Annotated in this window: 7 protein-coding genes; 4 read left to right on the forward strand and 3 right to left on the reverse strand. The window is 63.4% G+C overall.

Translation table 11 applies throughout. The features are described from left to right. Positions 1 to 392 precede the first annotated feature (392 nt). Entirely contained in the window at positions 393 to 15,536 is a 15,144-nt protein-coding gene (locus BUA41_RS06320; protein WP_072820914.1) for a carbohydrate-binding protein, read from the forward strand. 109 nt (positions 15,537 to 15,645) lie between these two features. Here BUA41_RS06320 and BUA41_RS06325 read toward each other — a convergent pair whose 3' ends face one another. Then, positions 15,646 to 16,110: a flavodoxin family protein gene (locus tag BUA41_RS06325; protein ID WP_072820916.1), complete on the reverse strand. Its 465-nt coding sequence runs from the start codon at positions 16,108 to 16,110 to the stop codon at positions 15,646 to 15,648. Positions 16,111 to 16,313: 203 nt separating this feature from the next. Here BUA41_RS06325 and BUA41_RS06330 point away from each other — a divergent pair, with 203 nt between their 5' ends. Further along, the gene (locus BUA41_RS06330) at positions 16,314 to 17,243 is read left to right on the forward strand and encodes a ribose-phosphate diphosphokinase (RefSeq protein WP_072820918.1); all 930 of its coding nucleotides are present in this window, start codon (positions 16,314 to 16,316) and stop codon (positions 17,241 to 17,243) included. A gap of 40 nt (positions 17,244 to 17,283) precedes the next feature. Here BUA41_RS06330 and BUA41_RS06335 read toward each other — a convergent pair whose 3' ends face one another. Beyond that, entirely contained in the window at positions 17,284 to 18,168 is an 885-nt protein-coding gene (locus BUA41_RS06335; RefSeq protein ID WP_072820920.1) for a LysR family transcriptional regulator, read from the reverse strand. Positions 18,169 to 18,281: 113 nt separating this feature from the next. Here BUA41_RS06335 and BUA41_RS06340 point away from each other — a divergent pair, with 113 nt between their 5' ends. Then, complete coding sequence (locus tag BUA41_RS06340; RefSeq protein WP_245791864.1) at positions 18,282 to 19,154, forward strand: HalD/BesD family halogenase; 873 nt, start codon at positions 18,282 to 18,284, stop codon at positions 19,152 to 19,154. A gap of 44 nt (positions 19,155 to 19,198) precedes the next feature. Then, the gene (locus tag BUA41_RS06345) at positions 19,199 to 20,482 is read left to right on the forward strand and encodes a M24 family metallopeptidase (RefSeq protein ID WP_072820924.1); all 1,284 of its coding nucleotides are present in this window, start codon (positions 19,199 to 19,201) and stop codon (positions 20,480 to 20,482) included. A gap of 21 nt (positions 20,483 to 20,503) precedes the next feature. Here the strand turns inward: BUA41_RS06345 and BUA41_RS06350 are convergent, their stop codons facing one another. After that, entirely contained in the window at positions 20,504 to 20,878 is a 375-nt protein-coding gene (locus tag BUA41_RS06350) for a DnaJ family domain-containing protein (RefSeq protein WP_072820926.1), read from the reverse strand. Between the last annotated feature and the right edge of the window lie 52 nt (positions 20,879 to 20,930).

Consider the following 20,930-nt stretch of genomic DNA (forward strand, 5'->3'; position numbering starts at 1 on the left):
CCCTCTGTTTTCTCTACATGCCACCTGGAATGATGGTTTTCATAATCGCCCCAGGGTCCAGGAAAACGCTCTCGCCGAGGCCCGTTTTTAAATTTCTAATCTAACTCAAACTGCTGTTTATAAAGGATCTATTTCGATGCTTTTAATGCATGGAAGATCCTGTAAATGACTTTTGTAAAATCGTTGCTCGTCAATGTTCATTCTTGTGAACAGAGTCGTGAAAGATATTGTTTCATCAGGTAACTCCAGGTGAGTTGTCTCGGGCAGGTACAGGATTGCATTGAATCAGGCCTGTCGGCTGCCAAGCGCGGTGTATCAGCGAGATCGCTCGAGCCACCAGGTAAGCGGCAAACGAAGTATCCGATAAAAACAGATTCCCGCAGAGGTGACTGATGTTCTCTATTTCTCTGATCAATACGTCGAGTGGTGCGCTGCTGGGTGGCCTGAAAGGGGGCCAGCGTATCGACACAAGCGCTCTGGGCGATTACGCGCTGCGTATCGTTCCTGTAGCCGGCACGGGAGTCGACCCTCTCGACGTGAAGGGCATCCGTCTAGCGTTGACCGACGCGGAAGGGGTGACGACGACGTTTACCGATTCCAGCGCGCCCTTCGTCTTCGGCAATCTGCCGGCCCTGACCAGTGGCACGACGAGCCTGGGCATCGAGGCGCTAGATGCCGAAGGTGCGGTGCTTGCCGGTGGGTCGGAGCAGATCGATTTCATCGCGGCCGATGGTATGCCGGCAGTCTTCGAGGCCGTGAGGGTTCAGGCGGAAGACACCGGCGACGGTGATGGCGATGGCAACTTCACCACGCTCTCGCCCGAGGCTTCAGGGCTTGCCGTGGTGAGCGACGACCCCAACGGCGTCAATGCCGAGGGGGGTGCCTACGTCGACTATGGTGCAGCGAGCGGCGAGACCCTGACCTTCAGCGTCAACGTGCCAGAGGCGGGAGAGTACGAACTGGCGTTGAGCTACGCCCTGAGTCAGAACAACGACGGCAGCGACCGCAATCGCCCCCTGCGCCTGGAGGTCAACGAGCAACTCGTCGACCGCACATTCGATCTGCCCAGTACCACCGACACGGCGGATGCCGGGGATTTCACCACCTTCGGCGAGCGCACCATCCGCGTCACGCTAGAGGAGGGCCAGAACACCATCAGCTTCACCTCAAACGGTGCCAGCGGGCCGAACGTGGACTACCTCGAGGTGCGCAAGCCGGCCTTGGGCAGCCTGGTGATCCAGGGCGAGGAGCTGACCCTGTCGCCGGCCCCGGACATCTCCAGCGGAGGGTCTGACACCAACCGCCCGATCACGATGGATAACATCGCCATCGTCGACGATACGTTTCGCGTGGGGGCGGAAGGCGCCAGTTACCTGGATTGGGCCTTCGGCAATGCCAGCGCTTACGGTGAATTCATCTTCGAGGCCCCGGTCGCAGGCACCTATTCCATCACCGTGACCTATGCGGGCTCCTCGGATCGCCCCCTCGATCTCTTCCTGGTCGAGGAGGGTACGCCCACCGATATCGGCACCTTCGCGTTCACCGCCACGACGGCACCCGAGTCGCTTCCCGACGATATCGACGATATTCCCGGCACAGTCGACCTCCCGACGGAACCGAGTCCCTGGGAAGGCTGGACCACCGAGACCCTCGAGATTTCCCTCGGCGCCGGCGAGAATCTGCTGCGCCTGGGTGGTCGCGCCAATGGCCCGAACATCGACAAGATCGAGATGGCCCTGGTTTCCGCCGACCCGGTCGCTCCGACCACGATCAGCCTGGACAACGACAGCGTGCTGGAGAACGAGGTGGGGGCGGCCATCGGCCAGTTGAGTGTCGAGGATCTCGACGACAGTACCCACACCTTCACCGTCGACGATGCCCGCTTCGAGGTGGATGCCAATGGCATCCTGAGGCTGAAGAGTGGCGAGAGCCTGGACTTCGAGGCCGAACAGTCGGTCACCCTCAACGTCACCGCGACCGATGCCGACGAGGCCAGCGTCACCGAGACCTTCGTCATCGCCGTGGGCGACGTGCAGGAGGGCGTCGTGGTTCCGCCACCTGCCTTCGAGCCCATTGTCATTCAGGCCGAAGATGGGCTCCTGGGCGCAGGCAATGACCCGGGAACACTGGTGCGCGATGCCGACAACCCGGAGGCCGGCACCGGCTTCCAAGGCCTGCGCCCCGACTATTCCGGCAGCGGCTATCTCGATTTCGGCAGCAAGCCCGGCGACGTGGTCACGTTCACGATCGAGGTGACCGAGGGGGGTAGTTACGACCTGAATGTGCGTTATGCCTCCAATGGCGACCGTCCACTCGCACTGAGCGTCAACGAAGGCGGCGCCAGCAACGTGCCGTTTCCTGGCACTGACCCGGATGGCAGTGGCGAGCTGGAAGGCTTCGACAACTGGGAATACGTCACCGTCCCGGTCACCCTGAACGCCGGAGAGAACACCATCGCCCTGGCGATACCGTCGGGCGCCAGCAAGGGGCCCAATCTCGACCGCGTCGAAATCACCGAGGCGGGAAGCGGTCCGATTGGTGATGTCACGGCAGACCAGGACGACGATCTTGCCTTGAGCGTTCAAGAGGAAGTCGTCAATGCCGATGCGGCCGGGGCACTGGTGTTCACCCTGGCCGGCATCGATGACGACATCACGTCTGTCGAGGTCAGTCTGGATGGCGGTGAGACCCGCCAGGGCGTGACCTTGGGCGAGGCCGGTGAATTCACCCTCGATGTCAGCGGACTCGCTGAAGGGACGAATACCGCCATGGTCTATCTGATGGACACGGCCGGCAATCGGGCTTCGAGCAGCACGAATTTCACGCTGGACACCAGCGCCGACAGCGATGGGGATCTGGCCCTGGCCGGGCCGGAAGAGGCCGTGGCCGCTGGATCGACGGCGACGACGTTCGATGTCGCGGGGCTGGACGCGGACATCGGTACCCTTGAGGTCAGCTTCGATGATGGCGAGACGCGACAGGCCGTGACGGCGGTAGACGGCGCGGTGACGCTGGATCTCTCGGCACTGCCGGTCGGCACCTCGACGGTGACGCTCTACGCCACCGATGGTGCCGGCAACGAAGCCTCGGCCAGCACCAGCGTCACCCTGGAGGCCCCCTCGTCGGGCCCGCTCGATATCACCTTCGACAACGTGACGTCCTATACCTCCACCCAGGACAACCCGGTCAATGCCCCGGGCTACGTCGTTTCCGAAGACGCCACCAGCCTGGCGCTGAACGACAACCTGTGGAAACGGGTCGACTTGCCCCGGGAGTACACGCTCAGCGAACAGACGCAGATCGTGCTCGATCTTGCCATCGGCGAGAACGATCCCGAGATCGTGGCTGTCGGCTTCGATCTCGATGAGAACGCCTTCGATGGCGACAGGTCGATCTACCAGGTGGGCGGCACCCAGGGCCAGGGGGCCTTCATCGACCTGCGCGGTAGCGGGATCGACAATGGCGACGGCACGACTCGGTTCACCATCGACCTGGGTGAGCACGCCGGCATCACGATCGATTCACTGGTGTTCGTCAGCGACGACGACGCCACCGCCGTGCTCGGTTCGGCGACCTTCTCCAACGTGCAGCTTGTCGAGGACGTGGACACCGGAAGCGAGAACAGCGCACCTCGAGTCGTCGGTGGCGGCATCGCCGACCTTCAGGTCGACGAGGATGGCACCCTCGAGGTCGACCTGCCCTTCGTCGACGATGACGGCGATGCACTGAGTTACAGCTTCGCGCTGTCCCAATCCGGTGTGCCGGTAGAGGATGCGGGTGGCCTTGCGATCAGCGCAGGGGTACTCGGCGGTAGCGTCGTCGGCCTGGAGGCGGGCACCTATACCGTCACCATCACCGCCGATGACGGTAGCGTGACCACCGATACTGCCTTCGAGCTGACGGTCAACAACGTCAACGAGGCGCCGGTGGCGGAAGATGCGGCACTGGAGCCCTATTTCGGTGAACTCGGCAGCTTCTTCGATGGCATCGAGCTGGCGTCCTTCGCCGGTTACTTCTCCGATCCCGATGGCGACACCTTGACCCTGAGCGTCGAGGGGCTGCCGGCCGGCCTGAGCGTCGATGAGGAGGGCGTCATCAGCGGCACACCCGCCGAGGCGGGCATGTTCGATGTGGTCATTCGTGCCACCGATGGCGAGGGGCTTTCCGATACCCTAAGCCTCCAGTTCGAGATCGAGGGGCCGCAAGCCGGAGACACCATCAGTGTCGAGGCCGAGAACTTCACCGGCCTGGCCGAGGCCGACAACTTCTTCGTCACCGGTAACGCCGATGCCTCGGGCAACCAGATCATTCGCCTGGCCAACGGCCAGACGGAGACCCAGGTCACCACCGAACTGGCCGACAACGGGGTCGTGCCAGGCTGGTACAGTGTCAGCGTGGTGGTGTTCGATGAAGACGACGGGGCGGGCACGCTCTCGCTGCAGATTGGCGATACTGCCCTGCAGGCCCGCAATCTCACCAGCGACACCTTGACCGAGAATGTCGTGCTCGACGACGACTTCGGAACGTTCCTCGATGATGGCCCACGCGGTAACGCGGCCCAGGCCGGCAATCTCAAGCAGATCGCCTTCGAGACGCCGGTCTACGTCGATGCGGCCACCCTGGCGACCCTGACCGTCCAGGGCGAGTCCGGCGAGCTGATGCGCATCGACCAACTGGTGTTCACGCGTATCGAGGAGCCCACCAACGAGGCGCCGACGATCACGGGTCTGGCATCGACCATCGCCATCGACGAGAACACCAGTGACGTGGCCACCCTGACGCTCGCCGATGCGGAGGGCGACGCACTCGGCGTCACCCTGGAGGGCGCCGATGCTGCCTTGTTCAGCTTCGACCAGACCACCGGCGCGCTGTCGTTCGTCGAGGCCCCGGATGCCGAGACGCCGGCCGATGCCAATGGCGATGGCCTCTACGAGCTGACCGTCTCGGTCAGCGATGGCGAGAACGTCACCTCCCAGGATGTCGTGGTCAGTATCAACGATCTCGACGAGACCCCCTTCTCGCCGATCACGATCCAGGCGGAAGACGGGACGCTCACCGTGCTCGACGACGGCAGCAATGCCAGCGTCACCACCGTCCGCGATCCCGGCAATCCGGAGGATAACGACAACCTGCCCAACGGCTTACGTCCGGACTTCTCGGGCACGGGCTACGTCGATTTCGGTGATACGGCAGGCGATGCCGTGACCTTCGATGTCACCGTGGGCCAGGCAGGCACCTATGACCTCAACATCCGCTACGCCTCCAACACCGCCCGCCCGCTGGAGCTGAGCGTCAATGGCGGCAGCGGCACCGAGCTGCCTTTCGCATCCACCGACCCTGACGGCAGCGGGGCGGAGGAAGGCTTCGACCACTGGGCGTTCGAGACCGTCACGATCACCCTCGAGGCCGGCAGCAACAGCGTGTCGCTGGCGATTCCCGAGGGCGCCAACACCGGGCCCAACATCGATCGCATCGAGATCACGGAAGCCGGCAGCGGCCCGATCCCGATCGATACCTCGGCAGACGAGGACGGCGACCTGGCGCTGATCGCTGCCGATGCCACGCTGGCCCCGGATGACGCGGCCACGGCTGGCTTTACGGTCTCGGGTATCGACGATGACATCCAGACCGTCGAGATCAGTCTCGACGGCGGTGCGACCCGCAGCGTGGTGACGCCGGACGCCAATGGCGACTTCAGCGTCGATCTGAGCTCGCTGTCCGGCGATGTCACCGCCACCCTCTTCGTGACGGATGCAGCGGGTAACGAGGCAAGTGCCTCTGCCGAATTGACCATCGGTGATGCGCCGGTCGACGTGGACCCGATCACCATCCAGGCCGAGGACGCCTCTCTGGTCCAGATCAACGATAGCGGCGTGCCGACCAGCGGCGATTTCACTCGCGTGGTCGACGCGGCCAACCCGGACGCCTTCGGTAACTACCGCGAGGGCGGCATCGGTGGTGCCTACGTCGATTTCGGCACCAACCCGGGAGACGAGGTCGTCTTCAATGTCGATGCCGAGGTGGCGGGCACCTACACCGCCACCATCCGCTTTGCCAACGGGGGCGAGGAAGCCAGGCCGCTCAATCTGTCGATCAACGGGGGCACCGCTTCGCTGGTCGCCTTCCCCGCCACGCCGGATGACGGTGTGAACGAGCCCTGGGCCGTATGGAACGAACTCGAGGTCGAAGTCGAGCTCGAGGCCGGCAGCAACCAGGTCTCCTTCGCCATCCCCTCGACGGCCGAGGGTGGCGTCGATAACGGTCCCAACATCGATCAGGTCGTCTTCGCCTATAACGACGATGGTGAAGCCCCAGCCGAACCTTTCCTGTTCGAGATCCAGGGCGAAGCCCTGACCATCGACGACACCGAGCCCACGCCGGACACCCAGGTGCGTGATGCCAGCAATCCGGAAACCAACCCCGGTGCCGGCGCCGATGGCCTGTGGGACGGCTATACCGGCAGCGGTTATCTGGACATGGGCAGCGAGGCCGGCGATGCCGCTTCCTTCGAGGTCACGGTAGAAGAGGCCGGCACCTACACCCTGAGCGTGCGTTATGCCAATGGCAGCACCACCCAGGCCGACCGCCCGATGGATATCCTGGTGGGTGGTGTCTCTCAGGGCGAGATGGCCTTCGCGGCAACCGGCGAGGGGAACGCGGGCTGGCAGAACTGGACCGAGGCGACCATCGAGGTCGAACTCGCCGCCGGCAGCAACACCATTCGCCTGGAGAACGTCGGCGACGCCGGCCCCAACATCGACAGTCTGTCGGTGAGTCGGGACGGCACGACGGAACCCGAAGAGCCGGCATCCGAGCCCGGCGAGCGCTTCAAGGTCAAGATCAACTTCCAGCCCGACGGGTTTGTCACGCCGGATGGCTATGTGGCGGATACCGGCCTGGCGTTCGGCGAGCAGTCCGTCGAGATCGGCGGTCAGACCTACCAGTACGGCTGGGTGAGCGAAGCTTCGATTGCCGATGGCACCGACAACGGCACCACGCCGCTGGCGATCAAGGGGCAGTCGAGCGTCGCCATCAACGATCGCACCGACGACATCGCCGGGCTCGATCCGTTGCAGGGTACCTATGCCCACTTCGCGCTGCCGGGTTATGCGGAAAAGGCAGGCTGGGAGATGGAACTGGAGAACGGCTTCTACGAGGTCACCGTCGCCATCGGCGACACCTCTGGCCCGTTCGACAGCAACTACGTGCTCAATGCCGAGGGTGAACTGTTCAACGACCCGTTCGCGCCGTTCCGCCCCGAGGACTTCCCCGCGGATGGCAACCCGTCCAACGACACCGAGGGCTTCCGTTCGGATCTGGTCACGAAGGTCGTGCAGGTCACCGATGGTCGCCTGACCCTCGATTCGATCGGTCTGGAGAGCTTCAATACCGAGATTCAGTACCTCGAGATCCAGTCGTTGCCGGACCTGACGCCGGATGATGATCGTGATGCGCCCGAGGACTATGCTTTCTTCACCGATCCGCGAGCGATTGCCGGGGTAGGGGCGGACGAGGTCGAGGTCAATCTCGACCCGCAGGATGGCAGCGCACCCACCGGGGTCGATCCCTCCTCGGACATCTTCCTGGGCATCTCGGTCGTGGATGGACGCGGTGGCGTCCTGCTGGAAAGCCTCCAGGACGGTTCCGTGCGCCTGTTCGAGACGGTCAGCGGCGAGGAAGTGGCGTTCAACGTCAACACTACCGGTGGCTTCGACTCCCTGACCATCTCGCCGACCGGCGGGCTCAAGGAATTCACCAGCTACACGCTGAAGATCGATGGCTTCCGAGATCGTGGTGACAACGACGATCTGGACGCGCCGACTCGCGAGTTCCAGAAATTCAGCACCACCTTCGTTACCGGCGAGGCGCCGGAAGTGGTGGCGCGGGAAGTGGCCTTCAACGATGTGGTCGAGCTCAACGGTGCCCAGGATGGTGCCTTCGGCCTGACCTCGCTGGAACTCTCCCCGGACGGCTCGAAGATGTATGTCGCCTCCATGGGTGGCGAGATCAAGCGCTACGACGTCGATCCGGTCACCGGGGCCCTTTCCGGCGAACAGACCCTGGCCCTGGATCACTTCCAGGGCAGCGCCGGGCCACGCGGCATCATCGGCATCGTCTTCGACCCGACCGACCCCAACGTGCTCTGGGTGAGCGACAACTATCCGATTCCGCTTTCCGGCCGTGACAATGGCGTACCGGACTTCAGCGGTCGGATCACCAAGATCACCCTGGGCGAGGGTGATGATTTCACTGCCACGGCGGAAACCTACGTCACCGGGTTGCCACGCTCCAACGGCGACCACGTCACCAACAGTCTCGAATTCCGGGCCAATCCGGACTACGACGCCCAGACCAACCCGGATGCGCCCAGCCATTTGCTCTACGTGGTGCAGGGCTCCAACTCGGCGATGGGAGAAGCGGACAGTGCCTGGGGCTTCCGTCCAGAACGTCTGCTCAATGCCAACGTGCTAGAGATCGATCCGACCCGGGATGCGCCGGAAGGCGGTTTCGACGTCTCGACCGAACCGTTGCCCAGCGATGGCCAGAATCGCCGTTTTGTCGATGACGACGGCAATGTCAAGGATGATCCCATCCCCATGGGGAATGGCCAGTTCCTGGTCTTCGCCGAGAACGGCACGGCGACGGTGCAGGATGCCAGCGGCACCATTCTCGACAGCTTCTACGACCCGTTCGCCGACGACGCGGTGGTCAAGATCTTCGCTACCGGCATTCGTAACGCCTACGACCTGGTCTGGCACTCCAACGGCTACATGTATGTGCCGACCAACGGCTCCGCCGCCGGTGGCAGTGTGCCGGACGACCCCTCGACCCCCTTGAACGAGAAGCGCACCGGTGTCGAGAAGCAGGACGACTACCTGTTCAAGGTCGAGGAGGGCGGCTACTACGGCCACCCCAATCCGCTGCGGGACGAGTACATCCTCAACGGCGGCAACCCGAGTTCGGGCAACGACACCAACCAGGTCGGCAATTACCCGGCGGGGGTGGACCCGGATGCCAATTACCGTGTCGACGACGCCTATTCCCTAGGCGAGAACCGCTCGCCCAACGGCGTGACCGAGTACACCAGCGGTGTGTTCGGCGGCAACCTGCAGGGCAGCGTGCTGTTCACCGAGTACTCCGGCGGTGACGATATTCGCTCGATCACTCTCGATGCCGACGGCAACGTCACTGGCGACACGGTGCTGCGTGACGTCAACGGTAACGTGATCACCTACGTCGACCCGCTGGATATCATCGAGAACCCGGCCACCGGCCAGCTCTATCTGCTGACCCTCAATCGCGGCAACGGCCAGAGCCAGCTCGTGCGCCTCGACCCGGCCCCGGGCGGGGTGATCACCGACCCAGGCGATGGTGGCGGCGATGGTGGTGACAACGGCGGTGACAACGGCGATCTCGTCTCGCTTTTGACCATCCAGGCCGAGGATGCCACACCCACTGATGGCACCTCGGTGACCACGGCCAGTGGCGGCGGTGCCGAGATCGAGATTCGTACCGTGGACAACCCCGAACCGAATCCTGACCTGCAGCCCCTCGGCCTGCGTCCCGGCTCCTTCGGGGTGGACGGCAATACCGACGACACGGATGGCTCACCCGGCGGCTATGCGGACTTCGGCTCCACCAATGCCGACTTCCTCACCTTCAACTTCGAACTGACCGGCGATCAGGCGGGTGCATCGGTGCTGCAGGTGCGCTATGCCAACGGCGCGACCGCCAATCGGCCGCTCGAGGTGTTCGTCAACAACGTCAGTGTCGGCACCTTTGCCTTTGCACCGCCCAGCGATGTCACCGGCGATGATGCCTGGAACACCTGGCAGACGCTGGATATTCCCGCGGAGCTGGTTTCCGGTCTGAACACGGTGCGCTTCCAGGCGACTGCGGCGACCGGGCCCAACATCGATCAGCTGGAAATCCTTCAGGAGCCCGAGGACACCACGCCAGGATATGCCGAGTACGAGGCCGAGAGTGCCCAGCTCGATGGCCCTGTCGTCGTGAACGCCAGTGACGATGATCGCAATGCCTCCGGCGATGGCTTCGTCGACTTCGATGGCGCGAGCGATCAGAGCATCACCTGGACCGTTGATGTCGCCGAAGCTGGCACCTACGAGATCGGCATTCGTTACGCCCTGGCCGCCTCGAAGGACGACCGGCCTCTGGACCTGGCCATCAACGGCAACGCCATCGGCGCGCTGAACTTCCCCGGCCAGAGCAACGACGCCGAGGACGACTGGTTCTACCAGACCACCACGGTGACCCTGAACGCGGGTAGCAACACCATCAGCGTGACGGCGCCGGGAGCCAACGGGCCGAACGTCGACCTGCTGCGGGTCGCGGACGACCCCATCGATACCTTCGAGCCGACCTATGCGGCGGTCGATGGCGAGACGCGCATCGAGCTTGAAAGCGGTGACACGGCTCGGGCGGTGAATGCCAACACGGCGGACTTCTACTTCACCGTTGCCGAGGACGGCGCCTACAAGCTCGATCTGGCGGCCAATGCCGGCGCATCCGATGGTGGGCAGCTGACGCTGCTGTTGAACGGCCAGCCACTGGACGAGCTGAGCTTCCCCGGCGTCGGTGACGACGGCGAGGAGTCGGCCTTCGTCGAGCTCGAGGCGGGCGTCTCCTACAACCTGCGTGTCGTGTCCAGCGCCGCGGGTGCCGATGACATCGACTACCTCGATGTCTCGCCGGCACCGGGCGACCCGGATGCGGATATCGGCATCCAGAGCGGTGATGCGGCCCATTTCTCCGATCGTCTGCACTTCAACTATCTGGAGAACAACAGCGCGTCCAACGACGATCGCGATTTCAAGGAGAGCGGCAGCGTCGTGATCAGCAATACCGGCAGCGCCGATCTGTCGATCATCGATGCCGACATGACGGGGCCCTTCGAGCTGGCGGATCCTGACATCTTCACCGGCCTGACACTGGGCGCCGGCGAGTCCATCACGGTCGAGATTCTCTTCGACCGGGAAGCCTATACACCACCGAGCACCAATGGGGGTGATGGGGTATTCGAGGGAGCGCTGCGCCTGGTCACCAACGATGCCGATACGCCGGTTGCCGAGGTGCACCTGGCGGGCTTCTGGCAGGCTCGCGATGAGGGTGGCTGGGAACCCAACGTCAACGAGGTCTGGGAGGTCTTCGGTTTCGGCAACGTGATCGAGGGGCTGACCACCGTCGGCGGCGGCGAGAACTCGGTCCTCAACGACTTCGATCTCTACCGCCCTGTCAACGACGACGAGGTGCTGTCGCGCTACTGGAAGATCGCCGATGGCTTCGAGTCTGCCAAGATCACCCAGATCGCTGCCTTCCATGGCGACGGCGGGGCGAGCCTGGGCATCCACAACCCGGGCAACAAGGGGCAGGATGTGACGCTGTCGAACCATGCCGGCGACAACAACCAGTCGATCCTGCCCATCAAGAGCAACGGGCAGTTCGCGACGGCGACCATCACCAAGGACCTGATCCCCGATGGCTGGCTGGGCAACGACATCTTCGGCATCGAGGTCGCCGGGCTGTCCACCGATCCGTCCCTCAATCCAACGGGAGGCGGCACGGTTCCAGCGGATGCGGAAGGTATCGAGCGCGGCTATACCGTGCGGATGTTCCAGGCACTGGATGCCAACGGCAACGTGATTCCCAATACCTATCTGGGGGTCATGGACTACACCGGCATCAACTACGACTACAACGACAACATGTTCGTCATCGAGGGCATCGAACCCGCTTCCGGCGGCGAGATCTCGATCGAGAACCTGGACGGCGTGCCCTCCGACGATCGCCTGGTGATGAGCCGCATCGAGAATCCGGCAAATGCCAATCAGGAGGTCCATGACGAGGTCACCTTCACCATCACCAACGACGGCTTCGCCGATCTGGAGATTTCGAGTCTCGACATCGCCGACCCGACACTGTTCGAGATCGTCGGCGACAGCACCGATCTGGTGGTGCCGGCCGGCAGCTCGCTGAACGTGACGGTGCGCTTCATCGCCTCGGACAGCAACGACGGCTCCCTCTACGAGTCGACGCTGACGATCAATTCCAACGACGGCGACGAAGGCCAGAAGGTGATCCAGCTGGCGGGCATCGCCCAGGGCCAGTCGGAGAGCGGCCAGGAGCCGATGGTGCAGGAGATCGTCAATGCCTTCGGCTTCAGCACCAACGTGGCCGAGGGTGAGATGAACAAGGGCGGCCTGGTGGAGGCCAACGGCGACGAGATCCTCTCGCCCTACTTCCAGCGTGCCGACGGCAGTGCGCCGATCAAGATCACCCAGCTGGCGGCCTACCATGGCCAGGGGGATATTGCCCGACTGTTCATCCACGATGTCGACAGTCGTGACATCGACGAGATCCTTGCCCACGACGAGCAGGATGGCCAGACGCTCTTGCCGCGCGCGCTCAATGCCGGCGATCAGCTGACCACCACCACGCTCGAGCGTGACGATCCGTTCGGTTTCTTCGCCGAGATCAGCGATCGCCAGGGCTACATCTCCTGGTCCGATCCGGATGCCAATCTCTACGAAGACACCATCGATGCCATCGGCAACCCCGGCAATGACCTGAGCTGGGACGAGAACGACGGCCATCTGATCCGCGTCTATGTGGCGAAGGACGCCGAGGGGAACGTCATTCCCGATACCTATATCGTCATTCAGGACTATGCGGGAGTGAACTACGACTACAACGACAACATCTTCCTGGTCGAGAACGTCCAGACCTACGACCCCACCGGGGCGGAAGATGCGGACGGCAACGGTCGTGTGGACCTCTACGATGACGACGATGGCGATGGCACGCCGAACTTCCTCGACGGCGATGGACCGGTCGTGGAGCAGACCGCCTTCAACGATAGCGAGACCCCTTGGGCGGTGGGTGCCGAGGGTCTATCGCTGGAAGCCAAACTGTTCGACAACGGCGGTCAGGGCGTGGCCTACAACGATACCACCGCAAGCCACCAGGGAGCGTCGTTCCGCAGCGGTGAGGCGGTCGACATCTCCAACGGGACCGAGGCGCTGGGCTACATCGCCGACGGCGAGTGGGTGGAGTACACCCTCAACGTCGAGACGGCGGGCACCTACGCACTGAGCTTCCTGACCTCGGCGGTTTCGGACGGAAAGAGCATCAGCGCCGCCTTCGAGCAGAATGGAAGCTTCTATACCACCGACTCGATCGGCGTGCCGAATACCGGCAGCTTCACCACCTTCCAGAACGTCGGGCCGTTGGAGTTCGACCTGGATGCCGGGGTGCAGACGTTGCGTCTGACCTTCAACGGCGGACAGCTCGACCTGCAATCCTTCGAGCTGGAGGCGGTCGCAGCGGCGAACAACGCACCGGTGGTGGATGCCGGACTTGCCGATCTCACCGTGAGTGCGGATGAAGCCTTCTCGTTCACGGTACCTGCGGATGCCTTCGAGGACGCGGATGGCGATACGCTGAGCTATACGGCGAGCGGCTTGCCAGATGGGTTGTCGATCTCACCGGCGGGGCTCATCTCCGGCACGCCGACCACCGCAGGCAGTTTCGATATCCTGGTCACTGCTTCGGATGGCAGTGCTAGTGTCGAGACCGGCTTCACGCTGACCGTCGAGCCAGCGACCGGCAGCGATGAACAGGTAGCCTTCAACGCCACCCAGACAGCCTGGGCCGTCGGTGACGAACTCACCCTCGATGCGGCGCTGTACGATGCGGGCGGTCAGGACGTCGCCTACAACGACAGCAGCGAGGCGCAGGAAGGTAGCAACTTCCGTGGCGATGGCGTGGATATCGTCGGCGATGGATCCGCCATTGGCTGGGTCGAGGACGGCGAGTGGGTCGAATACACCCTCAACGTCGCCGAGGCAGGCACCTACGATCTATCGTTCCTGTCGGCTTTGGGTACCCAGAGCGGCGGCGCGCGCTCGATCACGGCCTCCTTTGCCCAGAGTGGCGGTGTCTATGAGACCGCCTCGTCGGTAGGCGTCGACTACAGCGGCGGCTGGACCAGCTTCGAGCAGACCGGCAGCACCCAGGTCGAACTCGCCGCCGGGGAGCAGGTGTTGCGCCTGACCTTCAACGGTGGTTCGCAGGATCTGGCCTCGTTCACCCTGGCGCAGGTGGATACCAACAGTGCGCCGACGGTGGAGGCCGGGCTCACGGATCTGACCGCGACCGCGGACGAGGCCTTCTCCTTCACGATTCCGTCGAATGCCTTCGAGGACGCGGATGGTGATGCCCTGACCTACACGGCCAGTGGCTTGCCGAGCGGACTGTCGATCTCCCCGAGTGGTGTCATCTCGGGCACGCCGACGGCAGCGGGCAGCTTCGACATCCTGGTCACCGCCTCGGATGGCAGCGCCAGTGTCGAGACCGGCTTCACGCTGGATGTGGAGACCGCGCCGGTGGACGATGGCCAGAGCGCCTTCAATGCCGGCGGGACGCCCTGGTCGGTGGGCGAGAGCCTGACCCTCGAGGCGGCGCTGTTCGATGAAGGTGGCCAGGATGTCGCCTACAACGACAGCAGTGCCACCAAGCTGGGCGACAGCTTCCGTGACGGCGGTGTGGACACCGTCGGCGATGGCCGGGCGATCGGCTACGTCGAGGATGGCGAGTGGGTCGAGTACACCATCAACGTCGAACAGGCCGGCACCTACAGCCTGTCGTTCATGACCGCGGCGAAAGGTGACGGACGCACCATTACCGCCTCGGTCGAGCAGGGCGGCAACGTCTATGCCACCTCGGAGCCGCTGGACGCGGGAGTATCGGGCGACTGGAACACCTACATTCCCACTGCGGCGCTCGAACTCGATCTGCAGGCCGGGGAGCAGGTGTTGAGGCTGACCTTCAACGGCGGCTCGATGGACCTGCAGTCCTGGACCCTGGAGCAGGGCGGCGTTGATGGGCAGCAGGCATTCAACGACACCGGCACGCCATGGCTGGTGGACGAAGATGGCCTGAGCCTCGACGCCGTGCTGTTCGACAAAGGCGGTCAGGACGTGGCCTACAACGACAGCAGCGAGGTCCAGCGCGGCGACGACTTCCGCGAGGATGGCGTGGACGTGGTCGGCAATGGCGAGGCGATCGGCTACGTCGAGGATGGTGAGTGGGTGGAATACACCATCAACGTCGAGCAGGCCGGCACCTACAGCCTCTCCTTCGAGACCGCCACGCCGGACGATGGGCGCACCATCACCGCCTCGGCGGAGCAGAACGGTACCTTCTACGCGACCTCCGGGCCGCTGGCGGTACCCAACTCCGGCGACTGGGGCAACTACGTCACCACCCAGGCCCTGACGCTCGATCTGCAGGCCGGGGAGCAGGTGCTGAGGTTGACCTTCAATGGTGGCGAGATGGACCTGAAATCGCTCAACATCGAACAGCAACCTGGAGCGACATCCGCGCAGTCACTGGCCCTGGACGAGTCGTTCCTCATCGAGGAGACATCGCCGGCGGCCAATGACGATGTGGTGCCGATGAGCGACGATGTCAGCCTGGCCGGGCTCGAGGTGGATGGAACGGAGGACTACATGCTGTAACGGGGACCAAGGTCCTGTCGTGCTCAAGGCGCTGCTTCGGCAGCGCCTTTCTTTTGGATCGCAGAATCCATCTGCCGGCAGCACACCCTCCGTGACGCCGTGACCATGCTCAGATCATGCCGCTGTCCAGCGCAGCGGCCATGGTCAGTCCCAGTTCCTCGACCTCATCGGCGAAGGCTGCCTGCCACTCGCCTTGCAATATCAGCGGTTCCTGCACCCAACGCCAGCGCAGACCGGTGACGATGCTCTCCACCGCCCGGCGGGTGCCGGTGCCATCGCGGCCGGCGCGGATGTAGAGTGCGCAGGGAAGGCCCTGTTTCTCTTCCAGCACCGGGTAGTAGCTGCGATCGAAGAAGTCCTTCAGGGCCCCGCTCATGTAGCCCAGGTTCTCGGTGGTGCCCAGCAGGATGGCATCGCAAGCCAGCACGTCGTCCGGCCCGGCCTCGAGTGGTGCCTTCACGGTGACTGCGACGTCCTCGATATCGGGATGGCGCGTACCGCGAACCGCGGCGTCGCATAGCGTCTGGGTATTGGGCGAAGGCGCGTGCGCCACGATCAACAGTCGTTTGGTCATGGAAGCCTAGAGTCATGCCGGTTGCGAAGTCAGTATTACCTTAAGACTAGAGGGCGCGGATGGTACCGTCGAGCCATGCGACCATGGCCTATGCCCCGTCAAATGACGCTTCGGGGGGACGCTGCTAGGATGGGGTGATCTCGAGATAACGGCTTCACCCTGGGCCGTTCCGATGACATCACCCGATTGAACGTGGAATTCTGATGGCTACCCTGCTGCTCCATTTCGAGGACGAAAATGTGCCTGCAAGGCGCCTGGCGGAGGCGATGGAGCTTTCGGCGGCGTTGATCGAGCGCCACCGCTTTCCCGATGAAGAACTACGCCTGACCCTGCCCTTCGCCGAAGGCGGCCCCGTTCCCGACACGCTGGTGGTCTATCGCAGCCTGGATCGGCCCAACGACAAGCTGGTGGAGTTGCTGCTGATAGCCCGCCACGCCCGCCAGCAGGGGGCACGACGGCTTGTGCTGGTCGCGCCTTATCTTGCCTACATGCGCCAGGACATCGCCTTCCATCCCGGCGAGGTCGTCAGCCAGACCATCGTCGGCGGCTTCCTCGGCGAGCTGTTCGATGGCGTGATCACCGTGGACCCCCATCTGCACCGGATCGATCATTTGCAGGAGGCGATCCCTCTTGACCAGGCCGTTACGCTTTCCGGCGTACCGCGACTGGCCGAGCTGATCGCCGCCAGGCTCGACGATCCGCTGCTCGTGGGGCCGGATGCCGAGTCCGCCCAGTGGGTCGAGGGTGCCGCCGCGGCAACCGGCTTCGATCACGGGGTGTGTCGCAAGGTGCGCCATGGCGACACTCGGGTGGACATCGAACTGCCGGGAATCGATGTCGATGGTCGCCAGGTGGTGCTGATCGATGACGTGGCCAGTTCCGGTCATACCCTGGCTCGCGCCGCCGAGGCACTGCTCGGTGCCGGCGCCGCTTCGGTAGACGTGGCCGTGACCCATGCGCTGTTCGCAGGGAATGCGTTCGAGGTGATGAAGAACGCCGGGGTCGGAAAGGTCTGGAGTACCGACTGCATCATCCACCCCAGCAACGCCATCAGCATGGCACCCGTGCTTGCCGATGCGCTGGGCAGGATGCTGGTCAAGGGTGCAAAGCCGGGCGACGCCAGAACTGCATGATGGGTGTGCCTGGGCCCGACGGGACTTGTGATTCACCACACTAGGGGACACCGGCGACATAATCGACCGATTCCAGCGAGTCCCTGCCGGTAACGATTGCCTCGAGCGAGTCGCAGAAGGCATTGAAGGCATCGCTTGCATGGCCCGGCGTGCGGTGCATCTCGATCTCGACTCGGCCGAGCGGCGGCAGGCCTTCGCGGTCTTCCACGATTCGGCAGCCCTCGGGAATGCTGCGAGGTGTCTTGACCGTCAATGCCAGGCCCGCCCGCACCGGCAGATTGATGCCGGTGGGCGACTGGCTGGAATAGCGCACGTCCCATCGACGGTCCTCCTTTCCCAGTGCAGCCAGGGCATGAGCTCGAAAGATGCATCCCTCCGGATTCAGTGCCAGCGGCAGGGTCTTCCATTCACTTACACGGGCCTTCTCGGCGGCTACCCATACCAGGGGCTCATGACCCAATAGCTGCCCCGATTGCGTCGGTATGTGTCGAACCGCGAGCACCGCATCGAGCAAGCCTTCCTGAAAATCGCGGACCAGCGCACTGCTGATATTGCATATGACCTCGAGCCGGACATTCGGATGCTCCTCGGCAAAACGCGGCAGCAAGGAGGGCAGGTAGGTGCTGGCCTGTTCTTCCGAAATGCCGAGCCGGATCAATTCGTCCCGACGTTCGAGACCCATCACCCGCTTGGCCTCGTCTTGCAGCTTGAGGATATGTCGGGCGTAGGGCAGCAGACGCCCGCCGGGCGGTGTGAGCACCACGCTGCGACTGGTACGTTCGAAAAGCGTCTCGCCCATCTGATGCTCGAGACGCTTGATCTGCAGGCTGACGGCGGATTGAGTGCGGTGCAGTACCTTGCCGGCGGCACTGAAGCCTTCGCACTCGGCGACGGTGACGAAGGCACGAAGCAGGTCGGTATCCATTGTCTATGAGTCCTTGCAATACAGGCTATCTGTATCATTCATTTCTATTATCGAATCATGCTCACTACCCTGTCCATACGACACTGACGGCAAGAGAAAGGACCATGTACGTAATGGGCCAGCAAGAAAAGGGCACTTCCCTCCGAGGGCTGATCGACCTGGCGCGTTATCCGATCGATGCGCTTGACGACAAGGCAGGACAACAACTGATCGAAGCGTGTCGGCACCAGCTTGCCGGCGACGGCTGCGTGGTGCTGAAGGGATTCGTCCCCGCGCAGGCATTGGCGCGACTGGAACGGGAAACCGAGCGCCTGTCGCCCGAGGCGCACTACAACCAGACCGAGACCAACCCCTACAACAGCGATGGGGACCCCGGCCTGCCGCCCTCGCATCCCAAGAATCGCTTCGCCGATCGCACCAACGGCTTCGTGGCCGGGGATCGTATCGACAGTGACACCATCATCCGCCAGGTTTACGAAAATCCCGAGTTCCAGCGCTTCATCGCGGCCGTGGTGGGCATGACGGAGATCCACGAGTATGCCGATCCCCTGGCCGGGCTGGTCGTCAACGTGCTGCGCGAAGGTTGCCAGCACCCTTGGCACTACGATACCAACGAATTCATCGTCACCATGATGACTCGCCAGTCTCACGGGGGCGGTCGCTTCGAGTATTGCCCCGGCATCCGCAGCCCCGAAGGCGAGAACTTCGAGGAAGTGCAGAAGATACTCGATGGCGATCGCAGCGGCCTCAAGTCCCTTGACCTGCAGCCGGGTGATCTGCAGATCTTCTTCGGGCGCTATTCCCTGCACCGGGTAACGCCGGTCGAGGGCGACAAGGAACGCCATACCGTCATCTTTGCCTATGCCAAGGAACCCGGCTTCATCGGCCGGCCCGAACGCGCTCAGCGAATCTTCGGTCGCATGGCGCCGATCCATGAACGTCTGCTTCGCGAGGGCATGAGCCGCAGCGACAATCTGGCCGACTAGCCTGGTTCAGCCACAAGCCATCAATTCTTTCCCAGAGATACGCTATGAGCATCGTCGACTTCGAACAGCTGTCCGACAACGAACCCCACAGTATCCCGGTGGTGCCCTCGGCGCCCATGGCCAACGGCGACAGCATCCCCACCGCCTTCGATCCCGTGCGATTGCGTGCCGGACGCCTGTCGCGGCTGCGCGCCATGATGGCGAAGCAGGGCTATGCGGCAGTGGTATTGTTCGATCCCTACAACCAGCGCTATGCCACCGGCTCGCGCAACATGTTCGGCTACTTCCTGCGCAATTCCACGCGCTACATCTATGTACCGCTGGAAGGACCGGTGATTCTCTTCGAATACCCGGGCAGCGCCCATGTCTCCACCTGGCTGGAAACCATCGACGAATCACGCACCTCCAAGGTGGTGTGGTCGGCGGTCAATCAGCGCGACAACCTCTCGAGCGATCCCTTCGGTCAAGAGATTGCCGAACTCGTCGAGGCCCACGGCAAGGGGAGCCGCAAGGTGGGGCTCGATCGTTGTGCGCTGAATCTGGCACGCTCGCTGGAAGCCCAGGGGCTGGAGGTCTTCGATTGCATGCAGGATACCCTGCACTGTCGGCGCATCAAGACGCCCGAGGAAATCGCCTGTCTGGCGCAGTCCATGGCAGGTAGCGAGGCGGCGGTAGCGCGGGTCGAGGAGGCGATTCGCCCCGGGGTCACCGAAACTGAGCTGTTCGCGACCCTCTACGGGGAGGTGATCAGGCAGGGCGGGGAGTTCATCGAGACGCGCCTGCTCTCCTCGGGGCCCAGGACCAACCCCTGGTTCAACGAGGCCAGCGATCGGGTGATTCGCCCGGGCGAATTGGTGGCGCTGGATACCGACACGATCGGCTGTCATGGCTACTATTCCGATTTCTCGCGCACCTTTCATGTCGGCCCGGGCCGACCCAGTGCCTATCAGAAGAGCCTCTACCGCATGGCCTACGACCAGGTGCACCACAACATGGACATCCTCGCGCCGGGGATGAGTTACCGCGAGATCGCCGAGAAGGCCTGGAAGATCCCCGAGCGGTTTCTCGATCGTCGCTATCCGTCGATCATCCATGGCGTGGGCATGCATGGCGAGACGCCGCTGGTCGCCCACCACATGGATTTCGATCGCTTTTCCAAGGATGGCGTTCTCGAGCCGGGCATGGTGGTCTCGGTCGAAAGCTACATCGGCGAGGTCGGTGCGGCCGACGGCGTCAAGCTGGAGGAAGAAGTACTGGTCACCGAGACAGGCATCGAGAAACTGTCGCGTTATCCTTTCGACGAGGCGTTGCTGGATCGCCAGGTGTGACCAGGAACGGATGCGCTCGGGTCAGCCTTTCCTGTCCCATTGCTGGAACAGCTTGTCACGGTACTCGCCATGTTCCAGCAGGGGGCTGAGGCGGCGCCCGTAGGCCTGGGCGCGAACCTGCAACAGGCGCAGGCGCGCGCAGGCCTGTTCCCGCTCCTCGCCGTGATCCATTCGCGCGATCAGGCTTTCCACTTCACGAATTTCACGTACGAGTTCCAGCTCCGGGGGCAGGAAGCCGGCATTCTTCAGCAACCGATAGCCGGCGCGCAATTCCGGCGGGATCATGCTGTCGTCATCCAGTCTCAGTGGCTCGCCGCTGCCCGGCAGGTCATCCAGTTCGCCGTTTTCCAGGGCTTGCTGGATATGCGCTTCCGCCAGTCGATCGATCAGGGACATGACATCGGTTCCTATGTGGCTCGTGGTGCCATCCCGCCTTCCTGTGAATGAA

It is taken from the genome of Modicisalibacter ilicicola DSM 19980, from assembly GCF_900128925.1.
GTDB classification, from domain to species: Bacteria; Pseudomonadota; Gammaproteobacteria; order Pseudomonadales; family Halomonadaceae; genus Modicisalibacter; species Modicisalibacter ilicicola.

Coding starts and splice junctions, on each gene's coding strand:
- BUA41_RS06320 (WP_072820914.1), top strand. CDS start 393: ATGTTCTCTATTTCTCTGATCAATACGTCGAGTGGTGCGCTGCTGGGT.
- BUA41_RS06325 (WP_072820916.1), bottom strand. CDS start 16,110: ATGACCAAACGACTGTTGATCGTGGCGCACGCGCCTTCGCCCAATACC.
- BUA41_RS06330 (WP_072820918.1), top strand. CDS start 16,314: ATGGCTACCCTGCTGCTCCATTTCGAGGACGAAAATGTGCCTGCAAGG.
- BUA41_RS06335 (WP_072820920.1), bottom strand. CDS start 18,168: ATGGATACCGACCTGCTTCGTGCCTTCGTCACCGTCGCCGAGTGCGAA.
- BUA41_RS06340 (WP_245791864.1), top strand. CDS start 18,282: ATGGGCCAGCAAGAAAAGGGCACTTCCCTCCGAGGGCTGATCGACCTG.
- BUA41_RS06345 (WP_072820924.1), top strand. CDS start 19,199: ATGAGCATCGTCGACTTCGAACAGCTGTCCGACAACGAACCCCACAGT.
- BUA41_RS06350 (WP_072820926.1), bottom strand. CDS start 20,878: ATGTCCCTGATCGATCGACTGGCGGAAGCGCATATCCAGCAAGCCCTG.